This window comes from Spiroplasma endosymbiont of Andrena trimmerana (assembly GCF_964019575.1).
Taxonomy (GTDB): Bacteria; Bacillota_I; Bacilli_A; order Mycoplasmatales; family VBWQ01; genus Spiroplasma_E.
Window position 1 is genome coordinate 160,615 of record NZ_OZ026455.1, and the last position, 16,409, is coordinate 177,023.

Consider the following 16,409-nt stretch of genomic DNA (forward strand, 5'->3'; position numbering starts at 1 on the left):
TTGGTATTATTAGTATCCATATCTTCAAGGATGGTTTTTATTTGGTATATAAACCTTTTTAGTTTTTATCAACTCTTCTTTGATAATTGGTTTTGGTGCTATTTCTTTTAATTCATATATTTGATGATTATAACTAAGATATAACTCATTAATAAACGATTTAAGTACAATTACATCAGTTCTAGGTTGTATGTATTGAACTTTGCTATTTTTATAAGGAAAATACTTTTTACCATAATATGTTATAGTTGAACCACTATCCGTTTTTCTTTTAGAAAATCTTGAAAGATAAATATTTATTTCTTCTTGGTTTGGAGCTTTAATCATAGCAGATTTATTATTATCAATAGGTAAGGCAAATTGCTTATTAAAAATACTTATATATATTTTAAGAAATTGATTAGCTTCTTCTAAATTTTTAATTTTATTAAGTCTAAGTTCACTAATTAAGCGACTTTGAAGTGTTCCAAATAAGCGTTCGATTCTACCCTTAGCTTGTGGAATGGAAGTTCTAATAATTTCAACACCTAAATCATTACAAGACTTTTGGAATTGAGTATAAGTATCATTTTCCGTGTTTATTTTGCCAGCATCGATTTGTTTTTTATATCCAAAAACTGTTCTATTATCAGTATAAAATGTTTTTGGTATGCCATATTTAGTTAAAATTTGATAAAAAACATTATAATAACCATCTAATGTTTCTTGATGATCAAATCATAGTCCGACAATATTTCCTGTAGCATCATCAATTGCAGCATGTAAAAAAGCTTTTGGTTTATCCTTACCAAATCAATGATGATTACTTGCATCCATTTGAATTAATTCACCAAAATTTGTTCTTCGGTTTCTTGTAGGATGCAAGTTATTTTTCTTATTTTTATGTCTTTTTGGTGAAGTAATTTTTTCTTTAATTAATATAGTATAAAGTGTACTATATGAAATTTTAATTTTTTCTTCATTGTTTAATTTCTCATGGAAATGTTGAAAATTAAAATTATAATATTTGGTTTTATATAAATTTATAATCTTAATTTTGATTTCAAAATTTGTTGTTTTATTAGAAATTTTATTTCGGGATTTATGAATAAAACCAACTTTACCTTCTCTATTGAAAATTTGAATTAATTGGTTAATTCTTCTAATAGTTAGGTTAAGTTTATTCTTAGCTTGATGTTTAGATAATTTATTAATAATAATGTCATTTATAATATTAAACTTATATTTTTCTTTCATAGTCATGCTTCTTTCCATATTTATCACCAAGTATATTTAACTTTACTTTTGGGAAATTTTCACTCGATAACTAATAGGAAATTATCACTAAATAATGACAAATAGTATTATTTTACTGTCAATATCGAGTGAAAATTTCCCAAAAATATTTATCAAAAAAAATAAAAAAGAAGTAAAATTTAACAAATAAAAGTTGCTTTGTTTTGAAAGTAAATATTTTTATATTTACTTTCAAAGGAGAACAAAATTATGAAATATTTTAGTCCAAGTTATTGATTTAAATTGTGAGTATTAACTGCTCCACTTTTAAATAATAAAATACAAGGTATTAATGGTAAGTCAATTGATAATTCAAATATTAAAAATTGAGTTAGAAAAAATACGACTAGTTTAGATTTAGTAAATCAACAATTAAATTTTGCAAGTAATAATCAAACAGATTTTATTATTAACAACCCAACAACAAATAGCAAAATAAATATGAATAAACATCGTCATGAAAAACACAGAAATCGATTAAAAAGAACATTAAATGGTAAAAACGAAATAAGGGGTAGTTGAGGTAAAGTAACTTGTTCATTTACACCAAAAACTTTTGAAGGAATAATAGCTGATTATCATTATTGAAAAGATAATCCTGCATGAGAACTTGGCGAAAAATTTAAAGAGGATATGATGCAACGATATAATTCTAATGATATTTCAATTACTGCAATTTTTCCATGAACATGAAAAGAAATACAACAAGTAGGTAAAACAATTTGAGATAATAACAGAAGATGAGAAATATTATCCAAATAATCGTCTTGATAATTTAGAAAATGATTTTCCAGATTGAAATAAAGATATAAAAATTAATTTAGGAAAAATTAATCATAACGTTGATAACGAAATTAAAAGTGCCATAAAGAAAAAATATCATAATTTTAAATTATCAGAAGTTTATTTATTGGATAAATCTAATTACTCACACTTTATTGGCTATTTTGAAAAAAAATAATTGTTGGTACTTTTAGTCCCTATTCTTATGGTTTGACAAAACCAACTTTTACCTATGTAACACAAGATAAATTTAATGAAATTTCAAATATTATAGCAAATGATTCAAAAGTTAAACAATGATTTGCACATATAAATGAATGAAATTCTACTTTACCACAAGCAATCAATAATTCTAAAACATTTAATCCTCAAGCATTATATAATTGAAAAAGACAAGAAAAAGAAATAATAAAAGGTTATATAAGAGATTGAAGTTATATTTCAACTTTAATTGAACATGAATTAAACAAAAATATTCAAGGAATCAAAGCAGATTTTGAAACTTTAAAAAAACAAGTTAATGAACTTGACAACAGACTTCTAAATCTAGAAAATAAATCAAATTTAAATTGTGAAAACACATTAACTATTGTTAATGGTGCTTTAAATACTATTCCCATAATTGGTAATGTTGTTGGTGGTATTACAACAATGGCTTCTGGTGCTTGTGCTATTGGTGGTGTATAATTTTATTTTTTATATCTTTAAAATCAATTTTAAGGCATCAAATTTGCTGCTCGACAAACGATTTAAAATTTTATATAGTTAAGTATTCACAAAAATAATCTTTTATAAAAAGAATTTTATCTAATTTTAATTTGGTATTATTAGTATCCATATCTTCAAGGATGGTTTTTATTTGGTATATAAACCTTTTTAGTTTTTATCAACTCTTCTTTGATAATTGGTTTTGGTGCTATTTCTTTTAATTCATATATTTGATGATTATAACTAAGATATAACTCATTAATAAACGATTTAAGTACAATTACATCAGTTCTAGGTTGTATGTATTGAACTTTGCTATTTTTATAAGGAAAATACTTTTTACCATAATATGTTATAGTTGAACCACTATCCGTTTTTCTTTTAGAAAATCTTGAAAGATAAATATTTATTTCTTCTTGGTTTGGAGCTTTAATCATAGCAGATTTATTATTATCAATAGGTAAGGCAAATTGCTTATTAAAAATACTTATATATATTTTAAGAAATTGATTAGCTTCTTCTAAATTTTTAATTTTATTAAGTCTAAGTTCACTAATTAAGCGACTTTGAAGTGTTCCAAATAAGCGTTCGATTCTACCCTTAGCTTGTGGAATGGAAGTTCTAATAATTTCAACACCTAAATCATTACAAGACTTTTGGAATTGAGTATAAGTATCATTTTCCGTGTTTATTTTGCCAGCATCGATTTGTTTTTTATATCCAAAAACTGTTCTATTATCAGTATAAAATGTTTTTGGTATGCCATATTTAGTTAAAATTTGATAAAAAACATTATAATAACCATCTAATGTTTCTTGATGATCAAATCATAGTCCGACAATATTTCCTGTAGCATCATCAATTGCAGCATGTAAAAAAGCTTTTGGTTTATCCTTACCAAATCAATGATGATTACTTGCATCCATTTGAATTAATTCACCAAAATTTGTTCTTCGGTTTCTTGTAGGATGCAAGTTATTTTTCTTATTTTTATGTCTTTTTGGTGAAGTAATTTTTTCTTTAATTAATATAGTATAAAGTGTACTATATGAAATTTTAATTTTTTCTTCATTGTTTAATTTCTCATGGAAATGTTGAAAATTAAAATTATAATATTTGGTTTTATATAAATTTATAATCTTAATTTTGATTTCAAAATTTGTTGTTTTATTAGAAATTTTATTTCGGGATTTATGAATAAAACCAACTTTACCTTCTCTATTGAAAATTTGAATTAATTGGTTAATTCTTCTAATAGTTAGGTTAAGTTTATTCTTAGCTTGATGTTTAGATAATTTATTAATAATAATGTCATTTATAATATTAAACTTATATTTTTCTTTCATAGTCATGCTTCTTTCCATATTTATCACCAAGTATATTTAACTTTACTTTTGGGAAATTTTCACTCGATAACTAATAGGAAATTATCACTAAATAATGACAATAGTATTATTTTACTTGAAAAAATTTAAAATTAATGTAAAATTTGCTTATTTAAAAATATTTTTTCAATTTTACTTTTATCAAAAACTTTATAAATAAAATCTAAAATATCATTTCTATTAAATTTATTTTTTAATCAATATCTAAATCGTAAACTTTCTAAACTAATATAATAGTTAAAATCTTTAAAGTAATCACAACTAGCAATATAATCATAACTTCCGCCAATTAAATAAGTAACACCTTGTTCATTTGATTTAGTTTTAAATAAATAAAATTCTTTTGCTTTTTCACATGCTTGTACTAATTCTTGTAAACTTAACATTTTAGTACCACGAACTACAAGCGGATTTTTACAATTTCTACTAAAAGAATATGCTTGAATACCAACATCTTTTTGATTTAAAGATTTAATATTTTCTTGTACTTTTGTTACATATTTACTCAAATATTTAACCACAAATTCATTTGTACCTTTATGTACAACTTTTAAATCAATACCTTTATTATTACCAACATGTGGTCATCATTTAGTTATCATACTATAAGGTATTTTACGATTAAATAATATATGAAAATGTACGGCTCCTCGTTTTTGATATTCATAAACATAAAAATATCTTAATTCACCTAAATATTTAGAACGTTTAGGGTCATTTCATCAACGTTTTAAACGTTTAAAGAATAATTGTAAATCATGTTTTGCTTTTCTAATATCAGTTTCATTTTTATGATAAGTTAAAGTTAAAAAACTTAAAACTTTTGCATTATAAAAATTATGTAATGCTTTTTGAACTAATTTACATTTAGTACGAACATTATTATTTCTTAATTTAGTAATATTACCAATATTCTTTATACCTAATTTATTTCTTTCATTTTTTAAAATATCAATAGGTAAAACAACATTTTTAACATAACAAGCATAAAAAATTTTTTTAACATAAAAATTATATGAAATATTCATTTATAATCATCTCGGACAAGAATTTTTAATAAAATTAAATGATTTATAAAAAAATATAAATCTTTAATAAGCATATCATTAAAAATTAAAAAAAGAGATATTTATGAAAATTTTTAAACGCATTATTAGTTCTATTTCTATACTTTTATGTATCACAATTATTTGAATTCCTATTCATTTTTTCTTAAAAACTTTAATGTATGGAGATAAACGAGAAAATCAAAAAAATAAAAAAGAAAACATCAACTAAGATGTTTTTTTAAAATTCTAAACTTGCGGTGAAAAATGATACTTAACTAAAAATATTAATAATAATAATTTTAACATTTTAACTATAAAATATATTATTTTAAACATTACCTTTATTATTGATATTAAAATAATATTAAATTAAAAATAATCTTGATGCTTTATCATAAGAAATGTAACAAATATTAATGTAAAGGAAATTGATATTAATTATTTTTTCATTGGTTTTTTATGTATAAAAAAGAAGGAAAAACAATGATAAAATATTATTAATAATTTTTTATTAAGCTAAATTGTAAAGGTAAGTGCAACTAAATTATTTTTCTATCCAAATATTCGATTGGTGAAAGATAATTTAGTATTTTTCTCGGTTTTTGATTTAAAGACAATATAAATTTATGAACTTCATTTTTATTAGTTTTTGAAAAAATAAATTTTTTAGGAAATTTTTCTCTAATTAAACCATTAGTATTTTCATTAGTACCTCTTTGTCAAGGTGAATATGGATTGGCAAAATAAATTTTTACATCTAAATTTTTTTCAAGTTGTTGTCAATTTGAAAATTCTTTGCCACGATCAAAAGTAATAGTTTTAACAATGTTTTTAGGAAGAATTGATAAATAATAACTGACATTTTTATTAATAACTTTAGTAGTTCTGTTTTTAACTAATATTGCTAAAGTAAATCGTGATACTCTTTCAACTAAAGTTATTAAACATGATTTGCTTTTACCTCGTGATGATACTATAGTATCTCCTTCTCAATGACCAAGTGTTATACGATCATTAACATTTATATCTCGTTCTTTAATTGATTTACCATTAAACTTGCCACGATTTTCTTTAGATTTTCGTTTTTTACCTTTTCTTCTTAAATTTTTACTAGTAACTTTATCAAGCATTCCAAAATAAATTCAAGTATAAATTGTTTTAAAACTAATAACTCATTCTTTATGAAAATTTTTAATTCTGCCATAAATTTGTTCAGGTGATCAACCTAATAGTAATTTTTGTTGTACATATTTTACTAAATTCTTATTTTTAAACTTATGAAAACTAATATGTGATTGTTTTCGATTTTCAGCTTTATTTTGTGCAATTAATGAAAAATAATGATTATTATCTTTATTTCTATTAATTTCTCGAATAATAGTACTAATACTTCGATTAAGATTTTTAGCTATTTCACTAATTTTAAATTTAAATTTCAATTGATTCTCAATATAAATTCTTTCATCTATGCCAAGATGTTTATAACTCATATAAAAACTCCTTACTTTTTTCTAAACTAAATTTAGCATTATGAAATTTTTATATGAGAATTTTTTGCAATTTTATTTACTTGCACTTACAAGTATAACTCAGCTTAATAAAAATTAAAAGGAAAATAGTATGCCAAAATTATTAAAAAATAGGTATAATTACCAGTCACTCCAAGATCTGGCTGTAACTATTAGAACCATATACCCTTTATTTAAAATTGATGATTTTATCAATGACATTATAGATGAAACATGAGATAAGTTAGAATTGAAAGCCCGTATGAGGAAAATTGCTATTAATTTAGGAAGATATTTACCAACCAGTTATGAACAGGTACTTGCTATCATTGATAAGATCATTGATCTTTATCCTGTAGGATTTAATGATTTTTCACTAATGTTTTTTCCAAATTTTGTTGAAATCTATGGACAAAATGAACATCATTGGGATTTGTCAATAGCTGCATTAGAAAGGTATACACAATTTTCATCTTCTGAATTTGCAGTGAGACAATTTATTATAAAACATGAAAAGCGTATGATGCAGCAAATGCTTGTTTGATCTAAGCATGATAATGAGCATGTGCGACGACTTGCTAGTGAAGGTTGTCGTCCCCAATTACCATGAGGACAAGTATTAACAAATTTCAAAAAAAATCCATATCCAATTCTTAAAATTTTAGAACAATTAAAAGCCGATCCCTCTTTTTATGTTCGTAAAAGTGTAGCAAATAATCTAAATGATATTTCTAAAACACATCCTGACTTGGTTACAAAAATTGCAAAGGAATGATATGGTAAAAACAATCAGACTGATTGGATTGTAAAGCACGGTTGTAGGACCCTTTTGAAAAAAGGCAATATGGAGGTAATGAAAATCTTTGGTTTTACCAATATTGATTGTGTAAATGTGATTGATTTTGCTTTAGGTACTGAATTTGTTTCTATTGGAGAAAATATGACTTTTTCTTTTAAGATTGAGACAAAAAAAGCAATCAAGGTACGATTAGAATATGGTATTGATTATGTGAAAGCAAGTGGTAAACGGAATCGTAAAATATTCCAAATATCAGAGATATATTTAAAGGAAAATATGAAGAAATTTTACGCAAAAAAACATTGTTTTGCAGATATAAGTACAAGGAAACATTACCCAGGAATTCATTCAATTACACTTATTGTGAATGGTACTGATTGAGATACATTAGATTTTAAGATATTGGCTATTAGATAGTGTAACTAATTATTTGATTAACCTAAATATCGATTTTATTAGATTACAAAATTGGAAAATTAAAAGATTTGTTTTTTTATTTTAAAAGATTTAATATATATTGTATAGTATAAAAAACTATTATTAGTATCAAAAAGGGGGTCTTTATGAAAAAAATAATAAAAACATTAAGTGTTTTAACACTTGCAACAACCACAGGAAATTTAACTAATTTATTAAACAGAATTGAGTAAAAAACTAATATTACAACTAATTATATGCAAAATAAAAAACGTTTAGAAAATAAACATAGTGCAATTAACTTAGCAGATATAATAGTAAATAATAATTTAGGACTTATTAATAGTGGTAAGGATTTAGCACCATCTAAAATGAGTTTACTAATAGGTATTATTGAAGCAAATCATGCAATTAAATCATTAACTATTAATGATTTTGATATTAAAAGACAAGATACTAGTATTGCTACAATTATTGGCAAAGGTGATTATATAGGAACAGTTAATTTGTATTATAGTATTACTAATTTTGTTTCTCAAAAATTAACAAATGGAAACATTTATGCTTTAGGTGTTGATTCACAAGGTAATATTTTTAGAGCACAAGAAGATAAGGTTTATAAGATTACTCCAACAGGATTAGAAATTTTAATGGCAGGATTAGAAGGATATTGGGCAGTTAGAGCCTTAGTAATTGATAATGAAGATAATGTTTATGTTGGTAGTGATAATGGCTTTGTTTATAAGAGCGATGGTGTACGTAGTTTTGAAAAAATTATAATACCAGGACCAAAAAACTGAATTTGAGCTTTAACATTTGATAAAAATACTGAAACCGTTTATGTTGGTAGTGATACTGGTGTATTCAAAATCAGCAAAAATGGAAGCACTAGTTTAATGCAAGGAACAAATGGTGATCATATTAGAAGTTTAGCAGTTGGTCCAGATGGTTCAATTTATGCTGGTGATGATGATCGTGGAATAATTTATAAAACCGATAAAATAAGTCAAACTTTTGGAATATTTCAACAAATAAACGATGGACATCAAATTGATAGTTTAGTAGTTGACAAGGATAATACTGTTTTTGCTGGTTCTTGAAATGGTCGTCTTTATAAGATAAAGAATGGAATATATGAGGTAATCTTAGAAACAAATCCAAACCACGAGGTTAAACGTTTAGTCATTGATAGAAATAATAATTTATTTGTTGGTATTGACTCCAATAAAGTATATAAAAAAATAGAAGGTACAGATTTATGTTCTGAATTATCTGGAATAAAAAATACTGATGATCATATTTTTGCTTTAGCAGTTGGTCCAGATGATTCAATTTATGCTGCTGGATCGCAAGGAATCTTATATACAGCTAAAAATTTTAATAAAAGATAGGTTATATATAAGTAATTAGTATTAAAATTAATAAAAATAAAAGACTTGCTGCCTAATTATATAGTAAGTTTTTTTATTTTTATTTAAATTTATGTATTAACATATTAAAAAAATCTGTCAATATCGAGTGAAAATTTCCCAAAAATATTTATCAAAAAAAATAAAAAAGAAGTAAAATTTAACAAATAAAAGTTGCTTTGTTTTGAAAGTAAATATTTTTATATTTACTTTCAAAGGAGAACAAAATTATGAAATATTTTAGTCCAAGTTATTGATTTAAATTGTGAGTATTAACTGCTCCACTTTTAAATAATAAAATACAAGGTATTAATGGTAAGTCAATTGATAATTCAAATATTAAAAATTGAGTTAGAAAAAATACGACTAGTTTAGATTTAGTAAATCAACAATTAAATTTTGCAAGTAATAATCAAACAGATTTTATTATTAACAACCCAACAACAAATAGCAAAATAAATATGAATAAACATCGTCATGAAAAACACAGAAATCGATTAAAAAGAACATTAAATGGTAAAAACGAAATAAGGGGTAGTTGAGGTAAAGTAACTTGTTCATTTACACCAAAAACTTTTGAAGGAATAATAGCTGATTATCATTATTGAAAAGATAATCCTGCATGAGAACTTGGCGAAAAATTTAAAGAGGATATGATGCAACGATATAATTCTAATGATATTTCAATTACTGCAATTTTTCCATGAACATGAAAAGAAATACAACAAGTAGGTAAAACAATTTGAGATAATTTTTCAAAAATTGAAAAAGTATATACAGATAGTTCTAGAAAAGAACGTATAGAAATTGTACTTTATGAAAAACCATTTAATTGATTTGATTTTGAATCAGTAAGAATAATAACAGAAGATGAGAAATATTATCCAAATAATCGTCTTGATAATTTAGAAAATGATTTTCCAGATTGAAATAAAGATGCTGAGTTATACTTGTAAGTGCAAGTAAATAAAATTGCAAAAAATTCTCATATAAAAATTTCATAATGCTAAATTTAGTTTAGAAAAAAGTAAGGAGTTTTTATATGAGTTATAAACATCTTGGCATAGATGAAAGAATTTATATTGAGAATCAATTGAAATTTAAATTTAAAATTAGTGAAATAGCTAAAAATCTTAATCGAAGTATTAGTACTATTATTCGAGAAATTAATAGAAATAAAGATAATAATCATTATTTTTCATTAATTGCACAAAATAAAGCTGAAAATCGAAAACAATCACATATTAGTTTTCATAAGTTTAAAAATAAGAATTTAGTAAAATATGTACAACAAAAATTACTATTAGGTTGATCACCTGAACAAATTTATGGCAGAATTAAAAATTTTCATAAAGAATGAGTTATTAGTTTTAAAACAATTTATACTTGAATTTATTTTGGAATGCTTGATAAAGTTACTAGTAAAAATTTAAGAAGAAAAGGTAAAAAACGAAAATCTAAAGAAAATCGTGGCAAGTTTAATGGTAAATCAATTAAAGAACGAGATATAAATGTTAATGATCGTATAACACTTGGTCATTGAGAAGGAGATACTATAGTATCATCACGAGGTAAAAGCAAATCATGTTTAATAACTTTAGTTGAAAGAGTATCACGATTTACTTTAGCAATATTAGTTAAAAACAGAACTACTAAAGTTATTAATAAAAATGTCAGTTATTATTTATCAATTCTTCCTAAAAACATTGTTAAAACTATTACTTTTGATCGTGGCAAAGAATTTTCAAATTGACAACAACTTGAAAAAAATTTAGATGTAAAAATTTATTTTGCCAATCCATATTCACCTTGACAAAGAGGTACTAATGAAAATACTAATGGTTTAATTAGAGAAAAATTTCCTAAAAAATTTATTTTTTCAAAAACTAATAAAAATGAAGTTCATAAATTTATATTGTCTTTAAATCAAAAACCGAGAAAAATACTAAATTATCTTTCACCAATCGAATATTTGGATAGAAAAATAATTTAGTTGCACTTACCTTTACAATTTAGCAGATATAAAAATTAATTTAGGAAAAATTAATCATAACGTTGATAACGAAATTAAAAGTGCCATAAAGAAAAAATATCATAATTTTAAATTATCAGAAGTTTATTTATTGGATAAATCTAATTACTCACACTTTATTGGCTATTTTGAAAAAAAATAATTGTTGGTACTTTTAGTCCCTATTCTTATGGTTTGACAAAACCAACTTTTACCTATGTAACACAAGATAAATTTAATGAAATTTCAAATATTATAGCAAATGATTCAAAAGTTAAACAATGATTTGCACATATAAATGAATGAAATTCTACTTTACCACAAGCAATCAATAATTCTAAAACATTTAATCCTCAAGCATTATATAATTGAAAAAGACAAGAAAAAGAAATAATAAAAGGTTATATAAGAGATTGAAGTTATATTTCAACTTTAATTGAACATGAATTAAAGTTAGATGAATTAAACAAAAATATTCAAGGAATCAAAGCAGATTTTGAAACTTTAAAAAAACAAGTTAATGAACTTGACAACAGACTTCTAAATCTAGAAAATAAATCAAATTTAAATTGTGAAAACACATTAACTATTGTTAATGGTGCTTTAAATACTATTCCCATAATTGGTAATGTTGTTGGTGGTATTACAACAATGGCTTCTGGTGCTTGTGCTATTGGTGGTGTATAATTTTATTTTTTTATATCTTTAAAATCAATTTTAAGGCATCAAATTTGCTGCTCGACAAACGATTTAAAATTTTATATAGTTAAGTATTCACAAAAATAATCTTTTATAAAAAGAATTTTATCTAATTTTAATTTGGTATTATTAGTATCCATATCTTCAAGGATGGTTTTTATTTGGTATATAAACCTTTTTAGTTTTTATCAACTCTTCTTTGATAATTGGTTTTGGTGCTATTTCTTTTAATTCATATATTTGATGATTATAACTAAGATATAACTCATTAATAAACGATTTAAGTACAATTACATCAGTTCTAGGTTGTATGTATTGAACTTTGCTATTTTTATAAGGAAAATACTTTTTACCATAATATGTTATAGTTGAACCACTATCCGTTTTTCTTTTAGAAAATCTTGAAAGATAAATATTTATTTCTTCTTGGTTTGGAGCTTTAATCATAGCAGATTTATTATTATCAATAGGTAAGGCAAATTGCTTATTAAAAATACTTATATATATTTTAAGAAATTGATTAGCTTCTTCTAAATTTTTAATTTTATTAAGTCTAAGTTCACTAATTAAGCGACTTTGAAGTGTTCCAAATAAGCGTTCGATTCTACCCTTAGCTTGTGGAATGGAAGTTCTAATAATTTCAACACCTAAATCATTACAAGACTTTTGGAATTGAGTATAAGTATCATTTTCCGTGTTTATTTTGCCAGCATCGATTTGTTTTTTATATCCAAAAACTGTTCTATTATCAGTATAAAATGTTTTTGGTATGCCATATTTAGTTAAAATTTGATAAAAAACATTATAATAACCATCTAATGTTTCTTGATGATCAAATCATAGTCCGACAATATTGCCTGTAGCATCATCAATTGCAGCATGTAAAAAAGCTTTTGGTTTATCCTTACCAAATCAATGATGATTACTTGCATCCATTTGAATTAATTCACCAAAATTTGTTCTTCGGTTTCTTGTAGGATGCAAGTTATTTTTCTTATTTTTATGTCTTTTTGGTGAAGTAATTTTTTCTTTAATTAATATAGTATAAAGTGTACTATATGAAATTTTAATTTTTTCTTCATTGTTTAATTTCTCATGGAAATGTTGAAAATTAAAATTATAATATTTGGTTTTATATAAATTTATAATCTTAATTTTGATTTCAAAATTTGTTGTTTTATTAGAAATTTTATTTCGGGATTTATGAATAAAACCAACTTTACCTTCTCTATTGAAAATTTGAATTAATTGGTTAATTCTTCTAATAGTTAGGTTAAGTTTATTCTTAGCTTGATGTTTAGATAATTTATTAATAATAATGTCATTTATAATATTAAACTTATATTTTTCTTTCATAGTCATGCTTCTTTCCATATTTATCACCAAGTATATTTAACTTTACTTTTGGGAAATTTTTGCTCGATAACTAATAGGAAATTATCACTAAATAATGACACATATTAAAAAAATCTTGTAATTTATTAAAAATCTAATATAATAATACTTGACATAAAGAAAGTAGTTTTTACGCTCACCTGATAGCTAAGTTGTTATAGGTTCAATGCTTTAAATTTTTATTTTTAAAATAAAGTTTTGTAGTGGTGAGTGTGCGTTTTAGCACACTTTTATTTATGCAAATTAAAGGAGGTATGTATGGCTTTTAAAAATAATGATAATTTATGAAATAGTAATATTCCCTTTTATGAATTTTTATTAATTGGTAATGATGGTACTAATTATGGTTTAATGAAAAAAAATGATGCTTTAAAAAAAGCAGAAGATTTAGGATATGACCTATTATGTATATCACCAAATGCTAAACCACCTGTTTGTAAAATGTTTAAATTTGATACATATCGTTTTGAACAACAAAAAAAGGAAAAAGAAGTTAAAAAAGCACAAAAATTAACAATTGTTGAAGAAAAAGAAATTCGACTAAGTGTTGTTATTGATAACAATGACATTAAAACAAAGGCAAATAAGGCTCGTAAATTTCTAAGTAATGGTAACAAAGTAAAAGTTACATTAAAATATCGTGGTCGTGAATTACATAATCCTGAAGCAGGATTTGAAGTAATTACAAAATTTTATAAAGAATTAGAAGATATTTGTATTTATGATAAAAACTTTGATAAAAAAGAAAAAAATATACAAACTATTTATCTTTTTCCAAAAAAGAAAAATCAAGAAAATTAACAATAGGAGGTAAAATATGCCAAAAATGAAAGCAAAAAAAGCTTTAAAAAAAAGAATTAAAGTAACAGGAAGTGGTAAATGAATGCGTAGTGGTGCTTTTGTTTCTCACTTAGCTCAAAATAAAACAACAAAACAAAAACGTCAATTACGTGGGTGAAGTGAAGTATCTGCTTCTGACTATAAGCGTTTAAAAGATTTAATTTAGGAAGGTGACAAAATAAATGGCTAGAGTTAAAGGTGGTTATACAACTAATCATCGTCGTAAAAAAATACTAAAAGCAGCAAAAGGATATTATGGAGCAAAACATAGTTTATATCGTACAGCAAATGAACAAGTAATGAACTCATTAGCATATGCTTATCGTGATCGTAAAAATTGTAAACGTGAGTTTCGCAAGTTATGAATTCAAAGAATTAATGCAGCTGTTCGTAATTATGATTTATCATATTCACGTTTTATTGATGGTTTAAATAAAGCTAATATTAATCTTAATCGTAAAATATTGTCTGAGTTATCAATTAATCAACCAGAAGAATTTGAAAAATTAGTTTTGGCATCAAAATCTGCTTTAGCAAAATAATTAATTGCATAATTTATATAAAATTATGATAAGTTTTAGAAATGTATTTAATATAAATTTCAAAGAATATTTTTTTATCACAAACTTTGTTTTATAATATATTTAATGGTAAAATTAAAAAATAAATTCGCTTCTTAGTATAAAAATAAGAAAGAAATTTAAAAAAAGAGGGGGCCATTATGCAATTTGTTTTTCTTGGATTTTTTGATGGTAATCCACAAGCAGTTATTAATCCTTTATTTGGTATGTATTATTGAATTGGCTTATCTATATCATTATTCTTGATAATTAGTTTATTTATTTTTAAAAGGTTTTATGCTAATTTAAGTAAGTGCTATAGTTTTAAATGTAGTTTAGGTATTTTTCAAATACTTTTATATATTAGTTTTTATATTGTTCATGGATTGAATGGTGATAATTATCAATGGTATGATTATTTTCCTTTTCAATTATGTTCGGTATTAAATATTACTAGTGGTATACTATTAATTATTCCTAATAAAAGTTTATTTAATATTACTTTTCCTTTAATTGGTTCTGTTATTTTGGCATTTTTATTACCAGATAAAACAAAATGAGTTTTTGGTCCACAGCATTTTCTTTATTGAAATTATTATTTTATTCATATTATTATTCTTTTTTCTTATTTACTTTTATATTTATATGGTCATATTGAATATGACAAAATATATATCAAAAAAAGTATATTATATTTAACTTTATTTGGTAGTGGTGTTTTTATTTTTAATACTTCTTTTGGTACTAATTACTTATTTATTGGTAATGCTGGTTATACAGCAAGTTTTGGTAAAAAAGTATTAGACACTTCAGTGTGGTTACCAATTTTACGTTTTACATTTATGTCTGTTGTTGGTATTTCATTACTAGTTTTAACATATATTTTTATTATAAAAACTTTATCTCCTTTTTATTTAGAAAAAGGAACAAAAATTAATCCTATTTATAAAGATAAAAAATCATTAATTACAAAATTTTATAAAAAATTAAATTTAAAAGATAAAAAAATAATGAAATCTTAATTAATAATTAAAAAAAGAAAGTGAGTTAATTATGTTAAATTCAAAACAATTTTTAACAATTATCCAACTTCAAAATGAGTTAGATAAAAAAATAATTATTAATCGTGGTGTTAGCGATATTAAAACATTAAATTCTAGATTTTTAGCACTTTTAGTTGAATTAGGTGAATTTGCAAATGAACAAAGATGTTTTAAATATTGAAGTTCAAAACCAAGTAGTGAAAAATCAGTAATGCTTGAAGAATATATTGATAGTCTTCATTTTATTCTTAGTATCGGTAATAGCCTTAATATTGATTTTCAAAATTTTAGTTTTTCAGAAAAAACAAATTATCAAGATCTTAATCTTGCATTCATTGATTTATTTGCTTTTGTTACAACTCTTTTTAAATCAAAATCAAGTAATGATTTTTTTGAATTATTAAATATTTATTTTACAATTGGTAAAAAATGTAATTTTAATAGTGAAGACATTATTTCTTGTTATATTTATAAAAATGAAATAAATCATTTACGACAATCACAAAATTATTAATGGAAATAAGTGAT

17 protein-coding genes are annotated in these 16,409 nt (G+C 23.4%); 12 read left to right on the top strand and 5 right to left on the bottom strand.

The features are described from left to right. Positions 1-9: 9 nt before the first annotated feature. The gene (locus AACL03_RS01055; protein ID WP_339038837.1) at positions 10-1,254 is read right to left on the bottom strand and encodes an ISNCY family transposase; all 1,245 of its coding nucleotides are present in this window, start codon (positions 1,252-1,254) and stop codon (positions 10-12) included. A gap of 231 nt (positions 1,255-1,485) precedes the next feature. Here AACL03_RS01055 and AACL03_RS01060 point away from each other — a divergent pair, with 231 nt between their 5' ends. Next, positions 1,486-2,037 carry a hypothetical protein gene (locus tag AACL03_RS01060; RefSeq protein ID WP_339038839.1) on the top strand — a complete coding sequence of 184 codons (552 nt, stop codon included), beginning with the start codon at positions 1,486-1,488 and terminating at the stop codon, positions 2,035-2,037. 231 nt (positions 2,038-2,268) lie between these two features. Next, on the top strand, positions 2,269-2,745 hold the full coding sequence (locus AACL03_RS01065; RefSeq protein WP_339038835.1) for a hypothetical protein: 477 nt from the start codon (positions 2,269-2,271) through the stop codon (positions 2,743-2,745). A gap of 140 nt (positions 2,746-2,885) precedes the next feature. Here AACL03_RS01065 and AACL03_RS01070 read toward each other — a convergent pair whose 3' ends face one another. The 3 genes from AACL03_RS01070 to AACL03_RS01080 form a co-directional block, all read right to left on the bottom strand. Continuing rightward, a complete protein-coding gene (locus AACL03_RS01070; protein WP_339038837.1) occupies positions 2,886-4,130 on the bottom strand; it encodes an ISNCY family transposase in 1,245 nt (414 codons plus the stop codon). Positions 4,131-4,243: 113 nt separating this feature from the next. Further along, a complete protein-coding gene (locus AACL03_RS01075) occupies positions 4,244-5,179 on the bottom strand; it encodes a rolling circle replication-associated protein (protein ID WP_339038841.1) in 936 nt (311 codons plus the stop codon). Positions 5,180-5,739: 560 nt separating this feature from the next. Continuing rightward, complete coding sequence (locus AACL03_RS01080) at positions 5,740-6,690, bottom strand: IS30 family transposase (RefSeq protein WP_339038665.1); 951 nt, start codon at positions 6,688-6,690, stop codon at positions 5,740-5,742. A 130-nt stretch (positions 6,691-6,820) separates the two neighbouring features. On the opposite strand from AACL03_RS01080, the gene AACL03_RS01085 reads away from it, so the two are divergent. From AACL03_RS01085 to AACL03_RS01105, 5 genes are all read left to right on the top strand, one after another. Next, on the top strand, positions 6,821-7,924 hold the full coding sequence (locus AACL03_RS01085; RefSeq protein ID WP_339038843.1) for a DNA alkylation repair protein: 1,104 nt from the start codon (positions 6,821-6,823) through the stop codon (positions 7,922-7,924). A gap of 257 nt (positions 7,925-8,181) precedes the next feature. Next, entirely contained in the window at positions 8,182-9,315 is a 1,134-nt protein-coding gene (locus tag AACL03_RS01090; RefSeq protein ID WP_339038845.1) for a hypothetical protein, read from the top strand. A gap of 248 nt (positions 9,316-9,563) precedes the next feature. Further along, the gene (locus AACL03_RS01095) at positions 9,564-10,289 is read left to right on the top strand and encodes a hypothetical protein (protein WP_339038847.1); all 726 of its coding nucleotides are present in this window, start codon (positions 9,564-9,566) and stop codon (positions 10,287-10,289) included. Positions 10,290-10,375: 86 nt separating this feature from the next. Continuing rightward, positions 10,376-11,326: an IS30 family transposase gene (locus AACL03_RS01100; protein WP_339038665.1), complete on the top strand. Its 951-nt coding sequence runs from the start codon at positions 10,376-10,378 to the stop codon at positions 11,324-11,326. A gap of 213 nt (positions 11,327-11,539) precedes the next feature. Then, the gene (locus AACL03_RS01105; RefSeq protein WP_338980346.1) at positions 11,540-12,031 is read left to right on the top strand and encodes a hypothetical protein; all 492 of its coding nucleotides are present in this window, start codon (positions 11,540-11,542) and stop codon (positions 12,029-12,031) included. 141 nt (positions 12,032-12,172) lie between these two features. Here the strand turns inward: AACL03_RS01105 and AACL03_RS01110 are convergent, their stop codons facing one another. Beyond that, entirely contained in the window at positions 12,173-13,417 is a 1,245-nt protein-coding gene (locus AACL03_RS01110) for an ISNCY family transposase (protein WP_339038837.1), read from the bottom strand. Between the two features lie 279 nt (positions 13,418-13,696). On the opposite strand from AACL03_RS01110, the gene infC reads away from it, so the two are divergent. The 5 genes from infC to AACL03_RS01135 all read left to right on the top strand — a co-directional run bounded on the left by infC (position 13,697) and on the right by AACL03_RS01135 (position 16,395). Next, entirely contained in the window at positions 13,697-14,239 is a 543-nt protein-coding gene (gene infC / locus AACL03_RS01115; protein ID WP_174480738.1) for a translation initiation factor IF-3, read from the top strand. A gap of 16 nt (positions 14,240-14,255) precedes the next feature. Continuing rightward, the gene (gene rpmI / locus AACL03_RS01120) at positions 14,256-14,444 is read left to right on the top strand and encodes a 50S ribosomal protein L35 (protein WP_338959025.1); all 189 of its coding nucleotides are present in this window, start codon (positions 14,256-14,258) and stop codon (positions 14,442-14,444) included. A gap of 16 nt (positions 14,445-14,460) precedes the next feature. Further along, positions 14,461-14,820, top strand: coding sequence for a 50S ribosomal protein L20 (rplT, locus tag AACL03_RS01125; RefSeq protein ID WP_252320320.1), 360 nt, complete (start codon positions 14,461-14,463; stop codon positions 14,818-14,820). Between the two features lie 179 nt (positions 14,821-14,999). After that, complete coding sequence (locus AACL03_RS01130) at positions 15,000-15,860, top strand: hypothetical protein (RefSeq protein ID WP_339038850.1); 861 nt, start codon at positions 15,000-15,002, stop codon at positions 15,858-15,860. A 31-nt stretch (positions 15,861-15,891) separates the two neighbouring features. Continuing rightward, entirely contained in the window at positions 15,892-16,395 is a 504-nt protein-coding gene (locus AACL03_RS01135; RefSeq protein ID WP_338959033.1) for a dUTP diphosphatase, read from the top strand. Positions 16,396-16,409: the final 14 nt, after the last annotated feature.